This is a genomic window from Paenibacillus sp. FSL R5-0914, assembly GCF_038004525.1.
In the GTDB taxonomy this organism is placed as follows: Bacteria; Bacillota; Bacilli; order Paenibacillales; family Paenibacillaceae; genus Paenibacillus_AQ.
This window is the reverse complement of the sequence record NZ_JBBORH010000003.1, coordinates 79,910-100,442: the sequence shown is the minus strand read 5'-3', so window position 1 is coordinate 100,442 and position 20,533 is coordinate 79,910. Positions and strand designations below refer to the sequence as shown.

The following is a 20,533-nucleotide window of genomic DNA, read 5'->3' as shown; positions in this document are numbered from 1 at the left end:
GCCTATTTCAACTTTCTGCGGATGCTGCCGAGTTTGCTAGTCATACTCTTGTAGAAACTATACATCTCATCGCCGCTCTCATACTCTACCCGTTCATACTCCAAGCTGTCACGTGCTTCAAGGAAGGATACATACAGCCCTTCCAGCTTATAGAGCAATGGGGTTACGTCTTCAGCGGCAGTCATTTCACTCGCACGACGAGCTGCCTTACGCAGCAGAACGCTGCGGCTCTTCTCATCCAGCTCTCGGAAATGACGGTACACGGCATATTCCACGTAGCTACGTTCTTTCATCAAGTTGGCAAACGGCTCCCAAGCGTCCTCTTCTTCATCACGATCATAAACGTAGAGTGCGCCTTTCTTGATAATGCTGTCCGTATACAACGCCTCGATGAATTGGTCCATCCACTTGTCTTCGTCCAGATATTGATGGAGCAGCCCTTCAAGCTCCGTTGCTTTTGCAGTCAGTTCAGCATATTTGGCTAGCTCAACACGAACACGAGAAATCAGTTGCGGTGAACGAATTAGATTCTCCTGTGCCATATCTTTGTTGATGCTGCCAAAAATATCTTTAATGCCTTCGCGTTCCAAGCCCTTCTCGCGCAGATTCTTAAGTTCATCAGCCGCCTTCTTCACTTCTCCGAGATTCGGACGTGAAGAATTTAACTGCATATCAAATCCACTCAATAGAGCATCCATATCAAATGGTTTTGTGAACACAACAGAGTATCTGTTGCTTGTGTTCTCGTCTACACCTTTTTCGATGATCACTCCGCTTGCCAACGCCTTTGCAAAGTCTGCACGCACACGTGCGTTATAATCACGTACACGAGAATTGACGTAGGTGTCACCCCATGATTTTTCCGGAATCGGAGAAGGCAGATACGTCCAGTTGTTCTTATCCGTCATCACCAGATGGCGGCCGATCCCTTCCTTATCGAGAATGGTCCGCTCATAGTTCTCTTCAAACACCCGCAGCGGCGTGTATACGAAGAGTGGCACACCGTTGCGGGTGTTAAGCCAGAAAATACGGTTTTTCACTTGGCTTTCTTTGATTGTAAATTGTGATTTTCCAAGCGCATTATTCTGATAATTACGAATCCCTTTCAGGATGCCAGGTGCTTTAACAGGTACGGAAACGAAGCCCCATGATGGGAAATGCAAGCTGCCCGAGCTGTTACTAAGGTGGAAGGTAGGCACAGCCTCTTCGTCCAATTTACCGGCAATAATCCGCTCTACGAACTTATCCAGCGGCTCTTCATGGCCGAATTTCATCACAAGGAAATCTTCCATCGAACGGGTGATCAGATCCCCGAACTTATCACTAAGGAACTCTGAAATCGAGCGAACGATATCAATCTCCTGTTCCTTAACCCAGCGTCCGGAATGCTTCAGCATTTCACGGGTGAAGTCGCGAATCAAGTCGTCGCCGTCCTTCTGATCCATGATTTTGGAGATCGTCGCCGAAATATCCGGCACATTAACAATGTTCCAATAATAAGTTTTGTTTCCTTTATAATCCGCTTGCTCTTCACCATTGATAAGAATGTCCCCATTCTTGGCAAAAATCGAGCTAAGCGCACTAAGAATCTCCGTAAACACACCATAAATCCGGCTGTTTTCATCGTTTAAGAGCTCGTATAAGTCCTCATAAAATTGAATCATTTGCTCAGTACGTTCTACATCGGCATGCAGCCAATACTCATTGATTTTAGCGTCAATATAGGCATTTTTCTTCTTCTCTTTGGATACAAAAGCACTGCGTGCATCGCTCAGCTTCTCATCCGCACTGTCCTGCGCCGTCTCAATATCGCGTGGCAGACGCAGCAAGCTTTCACGTAAAGCCTCAATATAAGACTGAATCAGCTTCAAAATACAGAAGCCCTTCTCGGTATACAGCAGGCGGGAAACGTAGAACGGCCCTTGCTCTGGGTGCAGGAAGATGCGCTCCAGCTCTTCACTGAAACGTCCTACAATTTCGCCAGGCAGCTGCTTTTTCGATTTAATATATTCCTCACGGGCACGAGCCAGGAAGTTCTGCTCCAGCTCTGTATCCATACTTACCACTTGATTCTTGACTACATTGGCATGACTCAGGCGTTCGCTGTTCTCGTAACCTGGCAATGGCTCAGGCACTCGGGATTCAAAGGTTTTAATCATACTGTCGAGATCAATCCCAAGCTTACGTGCGAATTTCTCTACATCCTCTTGACCAGGCGCCTGCTGGAACATTTTTTCCATTTTATCAAACAAACGGAAGGCCAGATAAGTCGTCATTTCCTCAATCGGAAGCACGGCAGACGAGGCACCGATAATGTTGTACTCATAGTTAGCTGGATAAGTCTTATTCATCTGCGCAATATTGGTGCGGATATTACTGATATAGTCATGGATGGCGAATTCTTCACCGGACGCTTTTTCTTCACTCGCCATAAAGTTCGTGATGTTCTCAGCTGTTACATTCATACAGTAATCATACGCATTCTCTAGCAGTTTACCTTCGGTATTCGTTGCAGAGATCAAATGGCATAGATTAAATGGAGCCAACGGTGAATTTACCGTCAAAATATTTCCGTATTGCTGTTGGAATCGCTCGCCACGGCTGTCCACATTCATCCAGTAATCCAGCTCTTTAAGCGCCGCATAACCGTTCTTGCGAATATATTCACGCGTGTGCTCGCTTAAACTTTTGTTAGACAAATTCACGTCCGGTGTAAATAGATAACCTAGTGTGTTCACACGGTCAATCCCGGCTGATCCATAATCACGTTCAATAATACCGCGTACGATATAGGCAATATCGAGGAAAGCTCCACTACCTGTACCGCCCGACAGACCTGTCAGTAGAAAGACCATCAGCTTTTTGTTAGTGCCTACGGATAAGGTCTTAATCTTCTTATCAATCGCGCCTACAACCTGATTAATCTTGGTGAACAAGAGCAGACGTCCAGCCTGCCGTACACCAGCAGCACCATTCATACCATCTGTGATACTCAGCTCGGGTGACAACCAGTCCGTAATGTACGAGTCAAGAATACTGCGGTTCTGCAGCAATCCGCCGATTTCAGCATTCGCCAGCAGAACAAATTCATTCTGAGGATCGAGTCCAATCCCTTTGTATTTCTTTCCTCGATCCTGTTCGTTCGTCTCAAAAGCTAGAAACTCTACATTATCCGGCTTGTCCCGTTTCTTCTTGGATATCGGATCCTCCGGCAGCTTAAAGCGGCGGTTAATCTGATATTTAAGACGCAGCAGGGCATCAATGCCCGTGCCGCCTAGTCCAATAATCAGGATCGGATTATCAATCGTATCCACCCTGATTTTATCGCTGACAATCCCGCCGCCTAGTGATACATCCAATTGCTGTATATGCTCTCTTACTACTGGTTTCATATGCTTTATCCTCCTAAAAGTTTTGCGGAAGCTGTACTTCAGATTTCTTGCAAAACCACTTCTATACTAAATATTCGAGATAAATCGTCTTATCTACCGTGTGCAGGGACACTGAAACGCGGTCACCACTCTTCAGCTCAAGACCACGCGTGGCATCCGCAGCACGTCCGGATCTCTCTACAGTAATACCTTCTCCACTGCGTAACAGCAATCGGTCATTCTTAGCTGGTGTGAAAATAATGCTCTCGCTTTCCTTGAGCTCAGGCGCTAATTGCAGCAGCTGATGAAGGGTGAACTTGCCTCTGAATCCAGCAAGTTTCTTATATTGTGGGTAGGTCTTCTCACCCGTATTGCCGTCTTTAACCTCAATTACCAGCTGTCCAACAAAACCACGTGCCGATTTCTTATTCAGCACATACCATGCGGCAGCGGCTGCCAACACCAGAAGAATACCACCAATAATGTAATACAAGGTATTGGATGAAGCTTCTTTCAGAGGTTCTTCTTTGCCCGTTCCTGTCGAAGGACTGGTAGTTGCAGCGCCACCTGCCTTCGCGCTGATTTTTACAGGAGCACTTTCACGATAGAAACTGCTTTCCTCTGCACGAACCTTCAGCTCATAGTCATGGCTTTCTTTTACCTCGAAGGTGCCCTTAAAAACATCCCCGGAGTTATCCAGTTCGATTTCCTGTACATCACCTGTATCGATATCTGTAGCAAGCAGTACCGCCTTCATATCTTGATACAAATTACTGAGCGTTACCTGAGTACCATTGCTGAACAGGTGAGAGGTAATATCAATTTTATCACCTTTTTTATAGGTTGCTGATGGCAACGCATCGATCTTAAGCTCCAAATCGTAGTTGAAAACTAGATTAATATCAATTTTATCCTTTGGCACACCTTTGACCTGAAGCTTCCAATCTCCTTCTTGCGGTGACAACAGCTTGATCAAGCTATAAGTAGAAGACTTCGACAGCACAACATCCTTGGACGGGATGGCGACAGCATTTCCTGAAGGATCAGTTAGCTTCGCGGTCACAGGCTGTGACGACATAATTGAGATATTGGCTTCCAAAACACTGCCGTTAGGCACGTTGACAGTCACATCCTGATAATCCCCATTTGCAGTGATCGACTGCACAGGTACTACCTTTAGCTTCAGATGACTAGCAAAAATTTCACTAAGTATTTGCGGAAGATCATCTGCGGAGTCCGTCGAAAATGCTTTACCACCTGTCTCAGTGGACAGATCAGCGAGTTTCTGTTTATTCAGCTTGCCGTCTGCATTAAGCCCAATCGTATAAATGGGATAGCCATTCTTCTTGGCAACCTCCACAGCGGCGTTCAGTTCTTTATCCGATTCGCTTTGCGTCCGGCCTGTTGATTTGTTGAAATCGTTATTGCCATCAGCTAGCATCACGATGATTGGCTCATGTTTCGGATCGCTACCATTCTGGAGCACCTTCACAGCTTCTTCCACACCGACAGCAATGTCGGTATAAGCTCCACGGTCCAGTCCATCAATAAAATCCTTCAAATCCTGTTTATCTGTCTCTGAATTAATTTCCAGCAGGGCCTTCTCCCGCTGCACTTTGTCGGTATAGGCAACAATACCTACTTTATCACCTTGGGTGGATAGCATATCTATGAACATTTTCATCGCTTCGTTCGCGACTTTGTTCTTGTCACTAGTCTTCATGGAGTTGCTGACATCGATAAGAAGCACCGCATCAATGTGAGATTGCGCCGACGTTGCCGCATAGGCCTGAACCGCTGCAAAAGGTGAGGCAGCAAGACATAGCGCCAGCAGTAATGCCGGGAAGATACGTTGAATAAGTGTCTTAGTTGTTCTGTTACTTTGATATTTACGAAGCATAAATAGGGCTCCTCTTGTGTTATATTAGGCACATATGACAGGTTCAGCACTGTCGCTAAAATCTGTAAATAGTATGCCATTATGATATAATTAAACCTTGTAAACTTCAACTTTAGGACCGCCGGACCAAAGTAGCAATGATGCATAGAGTGATCATTCTATGAGCCATCCAGACTGCGAGGCGTCTATGAGAAAGGACTGTTCCATGATTTCATACGTCATTCTTGGGATTACGTTCCTAATTGTCGTAATTCAGATTTCCATCTATGCTGCACGCCAACGTAAACCACTAACTCGAGATGATATTAATGACCGCCTACTGGCCGCTTTGAACGGAGGCGATAAAGGCCGTGAATAAGAAAAGACCTGTTACCTTTCGCCCTTTCAAGGCTCCTCGTTACGCTTATGACAAGCTTCGTATTTGTCGCCACTGCGGACAATACACTGCTCTCGGTGAAGATCGATGCACCAAATGCGGTAAAGACTCACTTATTACGGTAGAGAAGCAAGCTACATCCATTGCAGGAAGAAAAATGCATACGCGCCTCCTACTCATCTTACTGCTTACACTAGCCTCCGTCTATTTTGGGAATAGCATAGAGCAGATGATGTTATGCGGTGCCGGAGGGATTCTCCTCGCTGGACTATTGTACTATACGCAGCGAAAAGCACGGCAGAACGAGAATCTTCGTTCTCTTAACGAGCTGCTTGGCCGAGGGATTGGCATCATCAAAGAGGGACTGGAGATCAACCGTCAGGAGGCTGTCTCCGTACTCCGTGAGGATGATGTGCTTGCCTACGAGAAGCTGCGCGAACTCTCCATCCTGCTTCGTGGTGACCGGATCGCACGGCAGCGTATCGCCTTGCTGCATGGATTTTTGCTTCGCAAGGATATGGATTTAGAACTGGAGCAGCTTCTTCTTAAGGATTTCGAGCCGCTCCTAGCCGAATATATCGGCGAGATCGCTAAGGTCCGTCCTGATCTGATCAAAGATCGTACACTACGATACGTAAAGAACTATGAAGTAGAAATTCGTCATATGAATAATGGTATGACCATCCTTACGGGAGTTGCCGGAGCTGCAGTAAGAATGAAGCGTTATGCCCTGCTCTACTCCAGTATGATCGGCCGATACGTGCAAGATCTACCTAAAGACCGCTTTATGCGGTTATCCAAACTCATTGCTGCTAATCCCCATGAGCCGTGGAATGGCTTGGACCAAAGAGTAGCGGATATTCGTGAAGCCAAATACCGCTGGGACCCCGAAGTTCAATAGACATTCTTATATTTCAGGAAGAAACGGCATAATTGTTTCTCGGTGAAATATAAGAATAAAGAATGATGTGAAACTATGCTTTCTTATATTTTGAAAAAAGAGGCTACTCTATATGACGTTCAAACCATTAATAACCCTGCGAAACTTTATGATCATTTTGTGTATAAGTATGTTTGTGATGCTTGGACAGAAGGTTTTTCTCATCGCCGACAAAATACAAATAACCAAGGAAGCTGACCGTCTCTATGCTGCTGGCGATCTGATAAGTGCAGAGAATCAGTATCGCCTAGCGGCGGCAAACCATTCCATTCTTTATATGGAAGAAAAGGTTGCGAAGCGACTTGATGAGCTGTCACCAATCACGGCCATCCGCCAAGGTTTGAAGGCCTTGGTATCTTCCGCTAAAGCACAAGCTGCGACTAAAGATTTCACCGGATTTATGAAAAGTTATGATACTCTCCTCAGCTTAAAAGCTACATATATGAAGCCCGGTGGTCCTTATGAATCCTATTATCGCCAGTTATCGACCGATTCAGGCATTTCTGACCGGTTCACAACCTACTTCCGAGAATTTAAGGAGCAGTTTCTTACCGAACTTGCTCAGAGCCAAGATGGAAACACGAGTAAAGAAGACACTTTTAAATGGAATCTGTTGCAGATTCCCGATGCTTATTACGGAAGCCCTGCATCCAAGGAGGAGTTGCTAGCCTCCAAGTTCAAAAATCATGATACAGCTAAACTAAAAGCCTTAGCAGGCACAGGAAACTTTACAGGCATGCTGGAGAGCACCCTCTCCATGATGAATGCTTACAGCCAGCATAGTTACGAAGCGCCATGGGTACTTGGGCAGGCAGAAAGTAGCGGAAAGATCATCCTGAACAAAGATCTAGAGAGCGATAACATCACCGCCTTTGCTGGGCATGCTGTTGCTTATCGTAATTTTGCAGGATCGGCAGGGATTACTTCATCCAAAGTACTAACCTTAGTAGATACTAGTAAAGCTAAACTACTTAAAAATGCCAAGCGCATGACCAGTAAAGGTCAATATGCTGAAGCTATTCAGCTATACAGTGATCTTGCTCCGTTAGAGGATACTTCTTCAATCATTGCCGCTACAAGATTGGCTTGGAATATTGCCGAGCCTGTGCGCCTTCTCCCGGGCGGTGAAGAGCAAGGCAGATATGGGAACGTCATCTCCAGCAAGGGACTAGACGATAAGAAGGTTATTGTGGCTGGAACGGATAGCAATGGTGTCCTCTATTATGCAGCAATGAATAGCGACGAAAGTGTCATTACTTTAACTGGAAATAGTTTACTAAAATTCGAGAGTCTGCGCAGTCTAACTTTTAATGACCAGCTTGCTGCCTCTTCAGGTTCTGGTGCCCCCGTGGTTCTGGCTGAATCTGAGGTCGAAGGTGGACGTACCCTTTTTACAGCATATGAAATGAAATCAGATGGTATTTCGCAGTTGTTTTCAGTGTCTGGAGATAGCTACGAACTGCAGTCCGATGACTCCTTACTCGTATCTAACGCGGATCTCGGAGACGGTGTCGTTGGACAGACGGCACGTTATCGAAAAGTAGCTGGCAGCTATCAATTTGCTGAGATTGTTCAGGAGTATGCGGTAATTTCAGCTTCCGATGTAGCGCTTCATCCTTTTGAAAAGGTATCTTTTCACTGTGAAATCGTCGCAGATAACTTCGGTAATATGCTGGCTTACTCGAATGGGGTTTATATTTTGCTTCAAGGAGACTTGGGTTCCGTTACAGGTAACGCGTTAGTTAGTGGTCAATATCAGAACGGTTATCAGCTTGTTGGAACGGACATGGGAGAGCAATATGTGCCTGTGTTTGTGGTGGAATCCGTGGGTAGTATGAGTTTTGGACAGTAGAATATATGAGATAACTGCTTAGTCGAATTGTGAGAACGCTCATCGTGACGAATGAGAAACTTTATATATACATGAACCTAGGATCACCATGTCCGCTTAGTTTTTTGGCCAAGGGGTGTCGGTAGCCCGTCTATACTTGTGGTGTTCTTCTCTTGTCTATATTCTTTCAGACCTGCTTCGCCCTTTTGGATAGACCAACGTTGTAACGTATCTCGCTCACCATCATAACTCATGAATGGGACCGAAAATCCGCAGGAAGTCTGTACCTTATGAACATCAATTAAAATGATCTGTCTAGCTCCAGGCTGAGGTGTAAAAATAGGGTACAGTTCTTCCCATTCTGATGAACCAGGCAGGATTACTGTCCCTGTTCCATACATTCTCAGAATGTTCGGCGGTCCTTCAAACGCACAAAACATAACCGTCACTCTTCCATTTTCCAGCAGATGTGCGCTCGTCTCATTGCCACTACCGGTCATATCGAGATAAGCCACCTGATTAGGAGACAAAATCCGCAAGCAATCATGACCTTTAGGTGAAAGATTAACATGCCCCTCTTCAGAAAGCGGCGCTGACCCTACGAAAAAAAGATGCTGCCGAAGAATAAACTCCTGATGTGCAGGTAATATAGCCGTGAATTGTTTTCCCATTTGGTGTTCTCCGTTTCGTTTTGGTTTGTGTGTGATTTGTTGGGTGGGACTGTCATGCTCCATCGAACATATAAACTAAACCAGCTACTTCAGCTACACTTCCTTAGTTCAACTCCATCAAAGCTCATCCACTTAACCAACTCAAACAGCTACTTCACTCCATCAAAACTCATCCACTTTACTCACTCAACAAGTTATTTCATTTACACTCCACTTGCTCCATCTCCTCCCAAACGGTTTGGATCATCATTAGGGTAAATGTAGGGTATTTTTACCCCTCTTTCTCGCTATTTGAGCTCTTTAGGGTAAATGTAGGGTATTTTTACCCCTCTTTCTTGCTTTTTGAGCTCTTTGGGGCAAATGTAGGGTGTTTTTACTCTTCTTTCTCGCTATTTGGGCTCTTTGGGGCAAATGTAGGGTGTTTTTACCCTTCTTTCTCGCTAATTTGGCTCATTAGGGTAAATGAAGGGTGTTTTTACCCCTCTTTCTTGCTTTTTGGGCTCTTTGCGGCAAATGTAGGGTACTTTTACCCCTCTTTCTTGCTTTTTGGGCTCTTTGCGGCAAATGTAGGGTATTTTTACTCCTCTTTCTTGCTTTTTGGGCTCTTTAGGGTAAATGTAGGGCATTTCTGCCCTTGAAAATTGCTACTTCGGCTAGACGCAGCTAATGTGGGAGATTTTCAACGTTCTGTTGCACCACTTTGGCCTAACACAGCGAATGGTACGAAATTTTTACCGTTTACTGGTTAACGACACATCCGCATTTAAATATGAAGCGTATTTACTCATTCCTTCTATTGATATATATTCGTTTTAATCGTTGAGTAACCCTTCACCCTCACCCAAGGGATTCAGCTCAACCGCGAAAAAAGGAACTGCCTCTCGGCAGCCCCCATATCCCCACGAAACATTTCTTTTAGCTAAAATATCTTTCACCCGATCTACTCAATCGCAATATAAATCTCAACCTGCGTGTTAGCAGGATCAAAATTCCGCGAATCATAAATTTCAAAATCGCCCGTGTAAGTTCTTGCCTCTGTAGATGCCTTAAAATAAGCCCAAATCTCCCCCCACGCTTGCGAGACTACTTCAAATACCGGACCTTTTTTCGTCGTAAAAACCATATACTTGCTCTCCGGAACAGCCGCACTCACAATACCGCTATCCGCTAAATGTCTCTCCCCAGCCACTTCATGCCCAATCACAACGGTATAAGCTCCTGACGCATCACTCTCATAATCTGTATACAAGGCATAGATATACTCAGGCTTAACCGTATCCATCTGCCCCGCAATATTACTCTGAAAATACGTTTCCCACAGCCGCGATAAGCCCCCATCGGGACCCATTTCTACTTCATTTGTCGTACGTATGCTAACCCCAGCCAATGTCATCTTCGGTTTTTGTGCAAAATAAGTATTCATTATTCTCCCTCATTTCCTGTAATTGAGTTCAGTATACACAAAGGAAGTGGACATCTGTCTGTCCAGTTAGAGCAGAATTATCAATTTGGGTTATAAAAGCATCAATGGGGTAATTAATAGTATGGAACTATACTCGAAGGGAATGACTCCAGCATGTCAAAAATTAAATTAGCCGTCATCTACTACAGTGCCACAGGAACTAACTACCAGCTAGCACAATGGGCCGCGGAAAGCGCCGAAAAAGCGGGAGCTGAGGTAAAACTGCTGAAGGTGCAAGAGCTGGTTCCCGAGGATAAAATTGCGGCCAATCCGGCCATGAAGGCTCTGGCTGAGAAGACAAAAGATATCCCTGTTGCAACACCTGATGATATTGTGGAGGCCGATGCGATTATTTTCAGTTCTCCAACCCGTTACGGTAACATCGCTTCTCAAATGAAGCAGTTCATTGATACAACCGGAGGGATTTGGGGCAAAGGACTCACCGTAAACAAAGTCGTCAGCGCCATGAGCTCAGCACAGAATCCACATGGAGGACAGGAAGCAACGATCTTGGCACTCTACACATCGATGTATCACTGGGGAGCGATTGTCGCAGCACCAGGTTACACAGATCCCGTCACATTTGGAGCGGGAGGCAACCCGTACGGAACAAGCGTCAGTGTAGATGGAGACGGTAAAATGATCGAAGAGCAGGATCGGATCCGTGATGCTGTTTTTCATCAAACGAAGCGCACCGTTGAAGTGGCCGGCTGGGTCCAAGCAGGCAAAAGTAAAAACGCCAATAATCAGAACTAGACTTCCACCTATCGTTTTATATAGCAAACACCCCTCGGAGCTACCTAAGTAGCGTGTAAAACCGAGGGGTGTTGTTTATTTTATTTACTCTCCAGGATACTTAAGACCCCACTGCGCACGTATTTGATCCAGCAGTTTCAGAATCGCTAACGATTCATCCAGTGACATAACTGGGCTTTCTGTTAGCCCTGCTTGTAGACAACGTCCTACTTCCTCTGCTTCAAAACAATATCCAATAGAAGCTCGATCATCCACAAAGCTCTCTACCTTCTCATCCCCTATATAAAGCGAAGCAGATTTCGGGTTCACTAACGTCCCTTCAACAATTATACGGCCCTCTGTTCCAAACACATGCGCTTCCTCCAGCGTATTAAGACGAATACCACCGTTCAACGAAGCGGTTTTTCCATTGCCATAATTCAGCAGCATAGAGAAATGCTCGTCCACTCCAGTCTCACCAATATGCACCGTACTGGAGATAGATTCAGGATGAGGTCCAAACACCATCGAGGCAAAAGAAACCGGATAAATCCCAACATCCAGCAGCGCGCCTCCGCCCAGCTTCGGATTCAGCAATCTGCTTTCCGGATTCCAGTCGGTGCGAAATCCTAAGTCTGCCTTCACCAAGCGAACTTCACCGATTCTACCCTCGGCGATCCATTCTCTAACCTTCACAATCGCCGGGATGTAACGACTCCACATGGCCTCCATCAGGAACAGCTTATGATCTCTAGCGTAGGCCACCACTTCTTCTAGTTCTCCGCTATTCACGGTAAAAGGCTTCTCACATAGGACAGCTTTGCCTGCACGTAGCGCCAATAATGCATTTTCTTTGTGAAAAGGATGGGGCGTTCCAATATATACCGCGTCTACATTCGGGTCATTTACCAATTCCTCATAAGTAGCATAAGCATGTGGTACTCCATGATCCCTCGCGAATTTATCTGCACTTTCCTGTGAACGCGAACCCACGGCATATGCCACGCCATTGCTGGCGTGAGCTAAATCAGTAACAAACTGATGGGCAATCCAGCCTGTACTGAGAATTCCCCATCTTACCTTGTAAGCGTTATCCATTTTCATATGCATGTTCCTCCTAATCCTTCTGCTAAGTCTCTTTTAATTCTATCAGACCATTCTAATAAATGTATAGGAACTGATGCCAGCAAACACCACCGTCACCACCAAAATAGCAATATTCCAGATCCTGCTCAAAGCCGCTGAATGCTCGTTAGAACTCTGAATAAACGCTTTTTGCAAAAGGAACTGCAGGAATTTCATGATTATAAATCCCAAACATCCAAGCCCGCTTTGCAAAATAACCTCCAGACTAGACTTACTTACAAATCTATCAGCCATGTTCCCATCGTAATGGATCGGGACCCTATCAGGCATTTTGGAATATAGGAATAAATAAATAGCTACAGGAATTAAGGCTACCACACCGCTTAAGATCATCATCAGTTTGGTTTTGGACAACATTAATAACCTCCTTATACGGAACAATAATCTCTAGTTATTCTCCTTCCACTTCAATTAAAAATATCCGTTCCTTAAATCCACCACGACTTTCAGCTTTCTCCGCACGAAGCTCCTCCAGCTCTGCGCTATTACTTCCATGGGTCTCCGCCAGCGCTTGAATTACTTCCAGCATGTCGGCAAGCTCCTCTAGAGCTTCTTCATTACTCACTGCCCGAAAATACTCCTCCGACTCTTCTTTCAATTTTTTACGTAGTTCAGTTATGTATTCTTTGGACTCTAATATTCTTGTTTTAAAGTCTTTACCTTGAGAAGCTATCAGGTTGGGAATTCCGTCACGCACTAGCTTTTCATATACGGGCACTTAAGTTCTTCCCTTCTACTTGATGTTCAGACTGCCTTCACACTTGATCTGACCCCACCATTAGCCGTACTACAAAAGGAATATCTGCAGGAGCAAAAGTGAACTGACCGAGTGTAGTTGGAAACACCCACCTATATTCATCGTGATCGACAAGTTCAATTACACCTCCCAGATATCGGGCTTTCCAAGCAAACAGTCTGATCTCGACACTTCCATAGTTGTGCTCGTTCACGCCAAAGCTTTCATAGGGAAGGATTGTTATCCCCATCTCCTCCTGAAGCTCTCTTTGCAGACAATCTGCGATGCTTTCATCCTGCTCTATTTTGCCGCCAGGAAATTCCCACAGACCTGCCTGAGATTTACCTTGCCTGCGCCGAGCAATAAGAATCTGTCCTTCTTCATTATGTATAATCGCTGCCGCCACCTGGATCACAAGGAACACCTCCTTTATTGCTTTTTATTAGACAGATACTTCTATTAAAACATACATTTCATTCCAAACCAAAGAGACTCTCCCAAAAGCTATTAGGCCCGGGAAAGTCTCTTCCGTACAGTTTCTCTATAAATTCACAGCAAAGTCTTCTTTACGGAAAGACTGCTATTTCGTCAATACAAGCTCTAATCGAACCTCAAGATTGTTCTCCGTATCCAGCACAACGGTGTGTGGATTGCTTAAGCCAAAATCAGAAAAAGCCACTGTTGTTGTACCCGACAGCATCAGCTGTCCACCACTGTACGCTGCTTGAGACTGGAAGGTAACATCCTTTTCTACACCCTTCACTGTAAGCGCTCCTTGCATTTCAACCGGCACAGTGGCTCCTTCGGTCCATTCCGTTGGCAGCTCCGAGAATGATTTAACGACAAACGTAGATTGTGGAAATTCCGTAACGGCTAGAAAGTCTTCCCCTTTTACATGCTCATCTCTTTGACCATTACCAGAGTCCAGAGCGCTCATATCTACTGACCCTTCTCCAACCATCGAAGTAGAATCTTCTATATTAACTTTCCAGGTACCTTGAACTTTGTTATCCACGAAGTTTACTGTTTCTTTAGAGGTGGTTACTGACCAATATACTTTAGAAGCATCCGTAACCGTCCAATCACCGTTTAATTGGTCGGCTGTGACCGTCGCTCCTGCTGGTGCTCCAGTGTTAGTCGTGCTTTCTCCATTACCGGCTGTTGTGGCTTGCCCTGGAATCACGGACTCGATCTGTACATTATTGCCCAGCGATTTATCCAGCAATGTATAACCTGTGACTACTCCTACGATAATGACTCCGGCCGCGATCAAGGCTATTCTTTTTCTCTTCATCCTGTTCCCTCCAATATTCCAAATACTCTGTATATTTTCAAGCTCGTCCCTCATTCTAACAAAGCAATAAGTCGGGAAGAAGTCAGAGCAGAGCGAGCTATGATGTGTTAAACTTGTCGTAATTTTATAGATTGGAGGACCACCACATGATGAGATCCATTCTAATTGTTGAAGATGAGGAAGCTATCTCCAGGGTCCTCAGTGCCTATCTGAAAAAAGCAGGCTTCCATGTCACCCGTGTAGCCGACGGACGTGCTGCGCTGGAGTCTTTTGCTATAACACCTCCCTCATTAGTATTACTCGACATCATGCTGCCAAACATGGACGGCTTTGAACTGCTAAAGCTGATCCGTGAAAAAAGCAGCTGTCCCGTGATCATGCTCACCGCAAGGGACGGGATCAATGACCGACTAGCCGGTCTCGACGGTGGTGCGGATGATTATATGTCTAAGCCCTTTATTCCTGAGGAAGTGGTGGCACGGGTGAATGCTGTATTACGCCGTCCTTCGCAGTGGTCCGATGGCAGCCGCAAACGGCATTATGGCAGTTTGTTTATCGACTTTACTGCACGAGCTGTCTTTTTAAACGGGGTTGAGCTGAGTCTTAGTCCACGCGATATGTCGGTCATGTTATTTCTGGCTGAAAGACCTAATCAAATATGTACTCGCGAGCAATTAATAGAACATGTCTGGGAGATGGATTACGAAGGAAGTGACCGGGCCGTGGACTTGTCTATCAAAAGACTTCGCCAAGCGCTGTCGCATTGGCCAGTAGATGAGGGGGAAATCCGTACCCTGAGAGGGACAGGATATCAATTATGGACAACCTAAAGAAAAGCAGCCCCAAACGTACTTCGATTCTCTCCTATTGGACGATTCGTTACCTGCTCATCATTAGTGTTGGCCTCCTGCTAACTTCACTAACGACGTTCTGGTGGATCCAACAAGAAGCTATGAGTAACCGGATGCAGACTACTGGATTATTAGCACAGGAGATTGCCGACCGGAGCGTAAATCGTGAGGGTTCAATAGAGATCAGCCAAAATCTTGGAATGCTCATTGAAGACCGAAAACGATTCTTCAAGTTAACCGTAGAAATGTGTGTAATCATTACGGATCAGCAAGATCAGATGCTGTTCTCTATGCCACCACTAACTGAAGATGAGATGAGGCATAAACTTAATGATAGCCTTAACGACTCTCGCAGTCCGGAGTTCAAAGCTGCAGTAGCGTCCATACAATCGGATGGCAAAACGCTGGGACAGGTGATTGTCCTTCAATCCAAGAAATCGCTGCGGCATATTCCGCAGGAGGAGATCATTTTTTTCTCCGTTCTGTTGCTATTTCTAATCATATTAAGTTGGCTAACCATTTACCTCTTGTCCCGTAAACTGGCAAAACCGATCCAGAAAGTAGCCAAAGCAGCCGCTCAAATCAGCCATGGCCGTTATGATATCGTTCTGGATAAGGACGCCAAAGAACGAGAAATCCATGAACTGATGTTGTCTTTTGAAGAGATGGCAGGCAAGTTACAACAATTTGAGCAGTCCCGTGCGGTTATGTTAGCCGGTGTATCCCATGAACTAAAGACACCAGTAACCTCTATTAAAGGCCTAATCCATGCCGTTCGTGAAGGGGTTGTCGAAGACGATGAAGCTGTGGAATTTCTAGATATTGCTTTGCAGGAAGCTGGACGATTGCAACGGATGGTTGCCGATCTTCTGGATTACAACGCACTGACTGCAGGAATCGTCTCTGTCCGTCACGATCGACTGGATGCCGTGCCACTGTTATCTGAAATCGTGTATCAATGGAAGCTGACACAAGCGGATGAAGTTGCAGAGCCTATGCTCCATATGCCAAGAACTCCCTTATTTTTGTGTGGGGACCCGCTACGTATCCAACAAATCATCGTCAATTTACTTAATAACAGTGTACAAGCCAAGGCCCCAGACCGAATGGTGCAGCTTACAGTAGAGCTGCTTGAACAGCAAGGTCATGGCATGGCGGAGATTCGTGTTCAGGATAATGGGCTGGGCATCTCATCGAATCATAGTGAGCATGTCTTCGAGGCTTTTTTCCGAGGTAGCGACAAACAGAGCACACTACGTGGTCTGGGACTCGGTCTCACCTTCAGTCGTCTTTTAGCCGAATCTATGAACGGAAGCCTTGTGCTTGAGAAGCACTCCCAGGAAGGCTGTACCTTCGTGCTGTCTCTGCCGCTTGATCACTAAAAAATAGTCTGCGGGCCATCGTCATGGTATAATCATGTGCACAATCACACCGAAAACCGGAGGCTGTATATGCTTACTTTTGAACAAAAATTAGCGATTCTCGACTCTTACCCCCAACTGGAACGTAAAAACGTATCCCTTGGGCGCGTGAACTATCACTACGAGGAAAGCCAGCATGATAAGAAAACCGTTGCTTACCATCTGCACCCTAATGGGAATGGTTATGTGTTCGCAGGCTTATTGCGGGGCTATGAGGCAGATGATAAGGGCTTTGTGAACATTCGCGACTACTCGGAATCCGAGCTGCGGAGTCTGTTGGATGCCTCCATCACCTCACTGTCTATTTACATTCCAGACACCCCTGTAGCCAGCAAAAGAAAGAAAAAGGCTGCGGCAGCCGCCGACTCACTCTGGACTAATGATGAGGGCCATACACTGACTCTAAAACTTGAGGATGATTTATGGTATGTCTATGCCGACCTTAATCTAGAAATGGCCTTTGAGACCCTTGAGGAAGCTAAAGAATATTTAGCAGAAGAGGGATTTACAGCACAGGGATAAGCAGGGGTAATAACAACTCCTATCAAAAAAAAAATAAAAAGAGGTGTCCTAACAGCCATTTGTTTTGGCGATTTGGACACCTTTTTTCAGTTGCGCGCTTGCAAGCTCTACCCAAAACTTCGCTAATAAAAAACATTAATATCCCCCCTAACTGCCGAGACCATCATTCAATAATTTGTAGTATAAAAAGAATACTACCACTAAAACCCAAATTATGGTTAGATGAAGGGGAAGCTATATCCTAAAGGGAAAGAAGCGTGAACTCACATGAGTTTTGAAATCGTAGAAGTCACTATACCGGAGATCCAAGCTGCATTAGAAGCCGGAGAACTTACGTCAAAACAACTAGTTCTCATGTATTATGAACGCATAGCTGATCATGACAAAAATGGCCTGACGATTAACTCTGTGCTGGAGATCAATCCTGATGCATTATTTATCGCAGAATCTCTAGATGTTGAACGTACGATCAAAGGTTCCCGGGGCCCCCTGCACGGCATACCTGTGTTATTGAAGGATAACATCAATACAGGGGATAAAATGCATACTAGCGCAGGCTCGCTGGCTTTGGCGAATTCTTTTGCCGGAGAAGATGCGTTTATAGTTACAAAACTGCGTGAAGCCGGAGCAATCATTATGGGTAAAGCCAATATGACCGAATTCGCCAATTTTATGACAACCGGCATGCCCTCCGGCTACAGCTCCCGCGGCGGGCAAGTCCTTAACCCCTACAATATATCTACACCAACAGGTGGCTCCAGTGCTGGTTCTGCGGTAGCTGTCGCTTGTAACTTTTGTACAGTCTCTGTTGGCACAGAAACCTCGGGATCGATCCTTAACCCCGGTAACTTAGGCTCCATTATTGGCATTAAGCCAACCGTTGGACTGCTCAGCCGTTCGGGAATCCTTCCGCTATCCAATACACAAGATACTGCTGGCCCTATGGCCAGAACCGTTCGTGATGCCGTTCTGCTGCTAAACGCAATGCTCGGCAATGATACTCAAGATGCAGCAATGGGAACGAATATAGGTAGAATCCACGAAGATTACACTGTATTCCTAGACGAGAATGGCTTGCAAGGCGCGCGTATAGGTATCCCGCGTGATTATTATTTCGAGGAGCTAACAGATGAACAACTTGCACTGTTCAATGCTTCCGTAGATAGAATGAGAGAGCTTGGAGCTACTATTATTGATCCTGCGGATATTAAGACCGCCCGGGAAATTAGTTATTCTTCTGTGGTATTGAATGAATTCAAAACAGCTTTGAACGCTTATTTATCTCGTTTGGGCCCTGGGGCACCGATGCGAACCTTAAAGGATATTATAGATTTTAACCATGCACATCCTGTGGAGACTTTAAGATATGGTCAAGCTACGTTAATAGATGCGGAATATACCTCTTCCGGCACACAAACCGAACCAAAATATTTGCTGCACCGTGCGACTGACCTAAAACTATGTAAGGAAGAAGGCATCGACGCCACCATGAAGGAGCACAATCTGGATGCCCTGCTGTTCCCCGCCGATTTCGGCGCCAGAATTACCTCCAGAGCAGGATATCCGTCCATCGTTGTACCTTCCGGTTATACATCAGCCGGCGCCCCTTTCGGTGTAACTTTCTCAGCGAAAGCTTATCAGGAGCCTACACTCATCAAGCTCGCCTATGCATATGAACAAAACTACAAGGTGCGAAAAGCACCATCGCTAAAGAGTTTTATCTGATCACTTCTTATATCAAAAAGCCCGTAAACGGTGATGGTCTCATTCACTGTTTACGGGCCATTACTTTTCCAAAATCTACATATACTTACTCATGGTCACGTTGATTCTCTTCATCGGCAATATTCTGAATTTCATCAGAGTGAATTAGAAACAACTCATACTCTCCTTCAGCATGTAGCTTCAGCGCCCGCTCTTTAAAAAACTTCGGACTCCCCTCCGCCGCATCCTCATCATAAAAGAGCAATATTCCGTCACTTTTGCGGAACAACAAATCGTCTCTAGCCCGAAACTGCCAGCTACCGTCATAAGGAGCATTACTGACCGCCCCGAAGAAATCCGCACCCGCAATAATACGCCGATACTCGTTCTGCTTTTCTTCTTTCCATTTCTCTTCCTGACCAGTATGCGCTGTAATGATCCCAAGCTTCAAGTCCGGATATTGCAGCTTAAGTTCGCTCACCACTTCGCATGCCCACAGATCCACACCATACTGGCCGGGCGTAATCACCCATTCCACGCCTTCTTCAATCAAAGGTTTTAATCGGTTAGCTAGTGCCTTTTTGATATAAGGAATCCCTAGATGCTTATTGTCAAAAATACCGAGCTCGTGCGCACGATACCCTGTTACTAGTAAAGTCTTCATGTGCTGCCTCTTTCCTGGTCGTTGGCTTATCCTTTAAGTCTACATATTTGTTCATTATATAACATTTGCATATTTCATTTCTTTAGGCAAACTCTCAGCGGAAATTAAGCAAACTTTCAGAACTGTTTGTTATATTTCTCCTAATCTATCTTTAACCTACTAAGGAGGAATAAAAAATGAGAAAGTTCGTCCCTATTCTAATATCTGGAGGCCTACTCGCTTCTCTATTATTGGCTGGCTGCAGCGCGAATTCGGAGGCCGAAGGAACAACTGCTGCAAATAACCAAGCAGACAGGGGTTCAGCAGCCAAACAACCACAAGCAAACGGCGATCAACAGAATGGCGGACCTAATATGTCCATGAATTTCGGTAAGATTAAGAGTGTAAGCGATACTACCCTTACCATTTATAAATCGGACATGTCTATGCCCCGACAAGGTGCTGGAGAAGGTGACGGGCAGAACAGTCAAGGCAGTACCCCACCGGAAAGACCTGATGGCGATCAAAGTACAGGAAATGGCGCTGCGCCCGAGGGTGGGATGCCACAAGGGGAAATGCCGGAAGGTGGCGGAGGACAAGGCGGTGGGCCACAGGGAGGTAGAATGCAGCAAAGCTTCTCCGATGAAACCACAGACATTACCATTGATGCGGATACTAAAATCGTAGCGGTTACCTTCGACAATGGCACGCGTCAAGAAAATGCGATCACCTTAGCAGAACTGAGGGCTGATGATATTATCCAATACACACTTAAATCAGATTCCACCGTGGCGGAGAGCATTACATTAAGTAATGGCAATCCGGGTGGAGCTACTCCAGATGACAGCGCGAGCAGCAGCAGCTAATGAAATGCTGCACCACAAAAAAAGATCTCCGGGGACAAGCTGGTTCCCCGGAGATCTTTTTATA

The 20,533-nt window shown here is 45.5% G+C and carries 19 protein-coding genes; 9 read left to right on the top strand and 10 right to left on the bottom strand.

The genetic code is table 11. The annotated features are described in order from the left end of the window. Positions 1-2 precede the first annotated feature (2 nt). Entirely contained in the window at positions 3-3,392 is a 3,390-nt protein-coding gene (locus MKX60_RS23810; protein ID WP_341061197.1) for a tubulin-like doman-containing protein, read from the bottom strand. Positions 3,393-3,453: 61 nt separating this feature from the next. Then, positions 3,454-5,271 carry a vWA domain-containing protein gene (locus MKX60_RS23805; RefSeq protein ID WP_341061195.1) on the bottom strand — a complete coding sequence of 606 codons (1,818 nt, stop codon included), beginning with the start codon at positions 5,269-5,271 and terminating at the stop codon, positions 3,454-3,456. 187 nt (positions 5,272-5,458) lie between these two features. Here MKX60_RS23805 and MKX60_RS23800 point away from each other — a divergent pair, with 187 nt between their 5' ends. The 3 genes from MKX60_RS23800 to MKX60_RS23790 all read left to right on the top strand — a co-directional run bounded on the left by MKX60_RS23800 (position 5,459) and on the right by MKX60_RS23790 (position 8,439). Continuing rightward, positions 5,459-5,629, top strand: a complete 171-nt coding sequence (locus MKX60_RS23800) for a hypothetical protein (protein WP_156113055.1) — start codon at positions 5,459-5,461, stop codon at positions 5,627-5,629. After that, positions 5,622-6,548, top strand: coding sequence for a hypothetical protein (locus MKX60_RS23795; protein ID WP_341061194.1), 927 nt, complete (start codon positions 5,622-5,624; stop codon positions 6,546-6,548). Before MKX60_RS23800 ends, MKX60_RS23795 begins: the two co-directional genes overlap by 8 nt. 112 nt (positions 6,549-6,660) lie before the next feature. Next, the gene (locus MKX60_RS23790; RefSeq protein ID WP_341061193.1) at positions 6,661-8,439 is read left to right on the top strand and encodes a hypothetical protein; all 1,779 of its coding nucleotides are present in this window, start codon (positions 6,661-6,663) and stop codon (positions 8,437-8,439) included. Between the two features lie 83 nt (positions 8,440-8,522). Here MKX60_RS23790 and MKX60_RS23785 read toward each other — a convergent pair whose 3' ends face one another. Further along, entirely contained in the window at positions 8,523-9,089 is a 567-nt protein-coding gene (locus MKX60_RS23785; protein ID WP_341061192.1) for a pyridoxamine 5'-phosphate oxidase family protein, read from the bottom strand. A 940-nt stretch (positions 9,090-10,029) separates the two neighbouring features. Next, the gene (locus MKX60_RS23780; protein ID WP_076299113.1) at positions 10,030-10,512 is read right to left on the bottom strand and encodes a GyrI-like domain-containing protein; all 483 of its coding nucleotides are present in this window, start codon (positions 10,510-10,512) and stop codon (positions 10,030-10,032) included. 153 nt (positions 10,513-10,665) lie between these two features. On the opposite strand from MKX60_RS23780, the gene wrbA reads away from it, so the two are divergent. Continuing rightward, complete coding sequence (gene wrbA / locus MKX60_RS23775) at positions 10,666-11,307, top strand: NAD(P)H:quinone oxidoreductase type IV (protein ID WP_341061191.1); 642 nt, start codon at positions 10,666-10,668, stop codon at positions 11,305-11,307. 84 nt (positions 11,308-11,391) lie between these two features. On the opposite strand, the gene MKX60_RS23770 is transcribed toward wrbA, so the two are convergent. The 5 genes from MKX60_RS23770 to MKX60_RS23750 all read right to left on the bottom strand — a co-directional run bounded on the left by MKX60_RS23770 (position 11,392) and on the right by MKX60_RS23750 (position 14,462). Further along, complete coding sequence (locus MKX60_RS23770) at positions 11,392-12,390, bottom strand: Gfo/Idh/MocA family protein (protein WP_371916545.1); 999 nt, start codon at positions 12,388-12,390, stop codon at positions 11,392-11,394. Positions 12,391-12,435: 45 nt separating this feature from the next. Further along, positions 12,436-12,789 (bottom strand): DUF1648 domain-containing protein, encoded by a 354-nt coding sequence (locus tag MKX60_RS23765; RefSeq protein ID WP_076283856.1) that lies wholly within the window; start codon positions 12,787-12,789, stop codon positions 12,436-12,438. A 34-nt stretch (positions 12,790-12,823) separates the two neighbouring features. After that, positions 12,824-13,150, bottom strand: a complete 327-nt coding sequence (locus tag MKX60_RS23760; RefSeq protein WP_076299111.1) for a nucleoside triphosphate pyrophosphohydrolase — start codon at positions 13,148-13,150, stop codon at positions 12,824-12,826. A 37-nt stretch (positions 13,151-13,187) separates the two neighbouring features. After that, on the bottom strand, positions 13,188-13,583 hold the full coding sequence (gene mutT / locus MKX60_RS23755; RefSeq protein WP_076283854.1) for an 8-oxo-dGTP diphosphatase MutT: 396 nt from the start codon (positions 13,581-13,583) through the stop codon (positions 13,188-13,190). Between the two features lie 165 nt (positions 13,584-13,748). Continuing rightward, positions 13,749-14,462 carry a YceI family protein gene (locus tag MKX60_RS23750; RefSeq protein WP_341061190.1) on the bottom strand — a complete coding sequence of 238 codons (714 nt, stop codon included), beginning with the start codon at positions 14,460-14,462 and terminating at the stop codon, positions 13,749-13,751. A 149-nt stretch (positions 14,463-14,611) separates the two neighbouring features. On the opposite strand from MKX60_RS23750, the gene MKX60_RS23745 reads away from it, so the two are divergent. The 4 genes from MKX60_RS23745 to MKX60_RS23730 all read left to right on the top strand — a co-directional run bounded on the left by MKX60_RS23745 (position 14,612) and on the right by MKX60_RS23730 (position 18,981). Further along, the gene (locus MKX60_RS23745) at positions 14,612-15,292 is read left to right on the top strand and encodes a response regulator transcription factor (protein ID WP_042193322.1); all 681 of its coding nucleotides are present in this window, start codon (positions 14,612-14,614) and stop codon (positions 15,290-15,292) included. Next, the gene (locus MKX60_RS23740) at positions 15,280-16,695 is read left to right on the top strand and encodes an ATP-binding protein (RefSeq protein ID WP_341061189.1); all 1,416 of its coding nucleotides are present in this window, start codon (positions 15,280-15,282) and stop codon (positions 16,693-16,695) included. The genes MKX60_RS23745 and MKX60_RS23740 overlap by 13 nt, the downstream gene beginning before the upstream one ends. A gap of 69 nt (positions 16,696-16,764) precedes the next feature. Next, positions 16,765-17,256 (top strand): hypothetical protein, encoded by a 492-nt coding sequence (locus MKX60_RS23735; protein ID WP_076283851.1) that lies wholly within the window; start codon positions 16,765-16,767, stop codon positions 17,254-17,256. Positions 17,257-17,523: 267 nt separating this feature from the next. Beyond that, positions 17,524-18,981, top strand: coding sequence for an amidase family protein (locus tag MKX60_RS23730; RefSeq protein ID WP_341061188.1), 1,458 nt, complete (start codon positions 17,524-17,526; stop codon positions 18,979-18,981). A gap of 85 nt (positions 18,982-19,066) precedes the next feature. Here MKX60_RS23730 and MKX60_RS23725 read toward each other — a convergent pair whose 3' ends face one another. Beyond that, positions 19,067-19,624, bottom strand: a complete 558-nt coding sequence (locus tag MKX60_RS23725; RefSeq protein WP_341061187.1) for a DUF1273 domain-containing protein — start codon at positions 19,622-19,624, stop codon at positions 19,067-19,069. A gap of 176 nt (positions 19,625-19,800) precedes the next feature. Between MKX60_RS23725 and MKX60_RS23720 the strand changes: the two genes are divergently transcribed. Further along, positions 19,801-20,469, top strand: a complete 669-nt coding sequence (locus tag MKX60_RS23720) for a hypothetical protein (RefSeq protein WP_341061186.1) — start codon at positions 19,801-19,803, stop codon at positions 20,467-20,469. Positions 20,470-20,533: the final 64 nt, after the last annotated feature.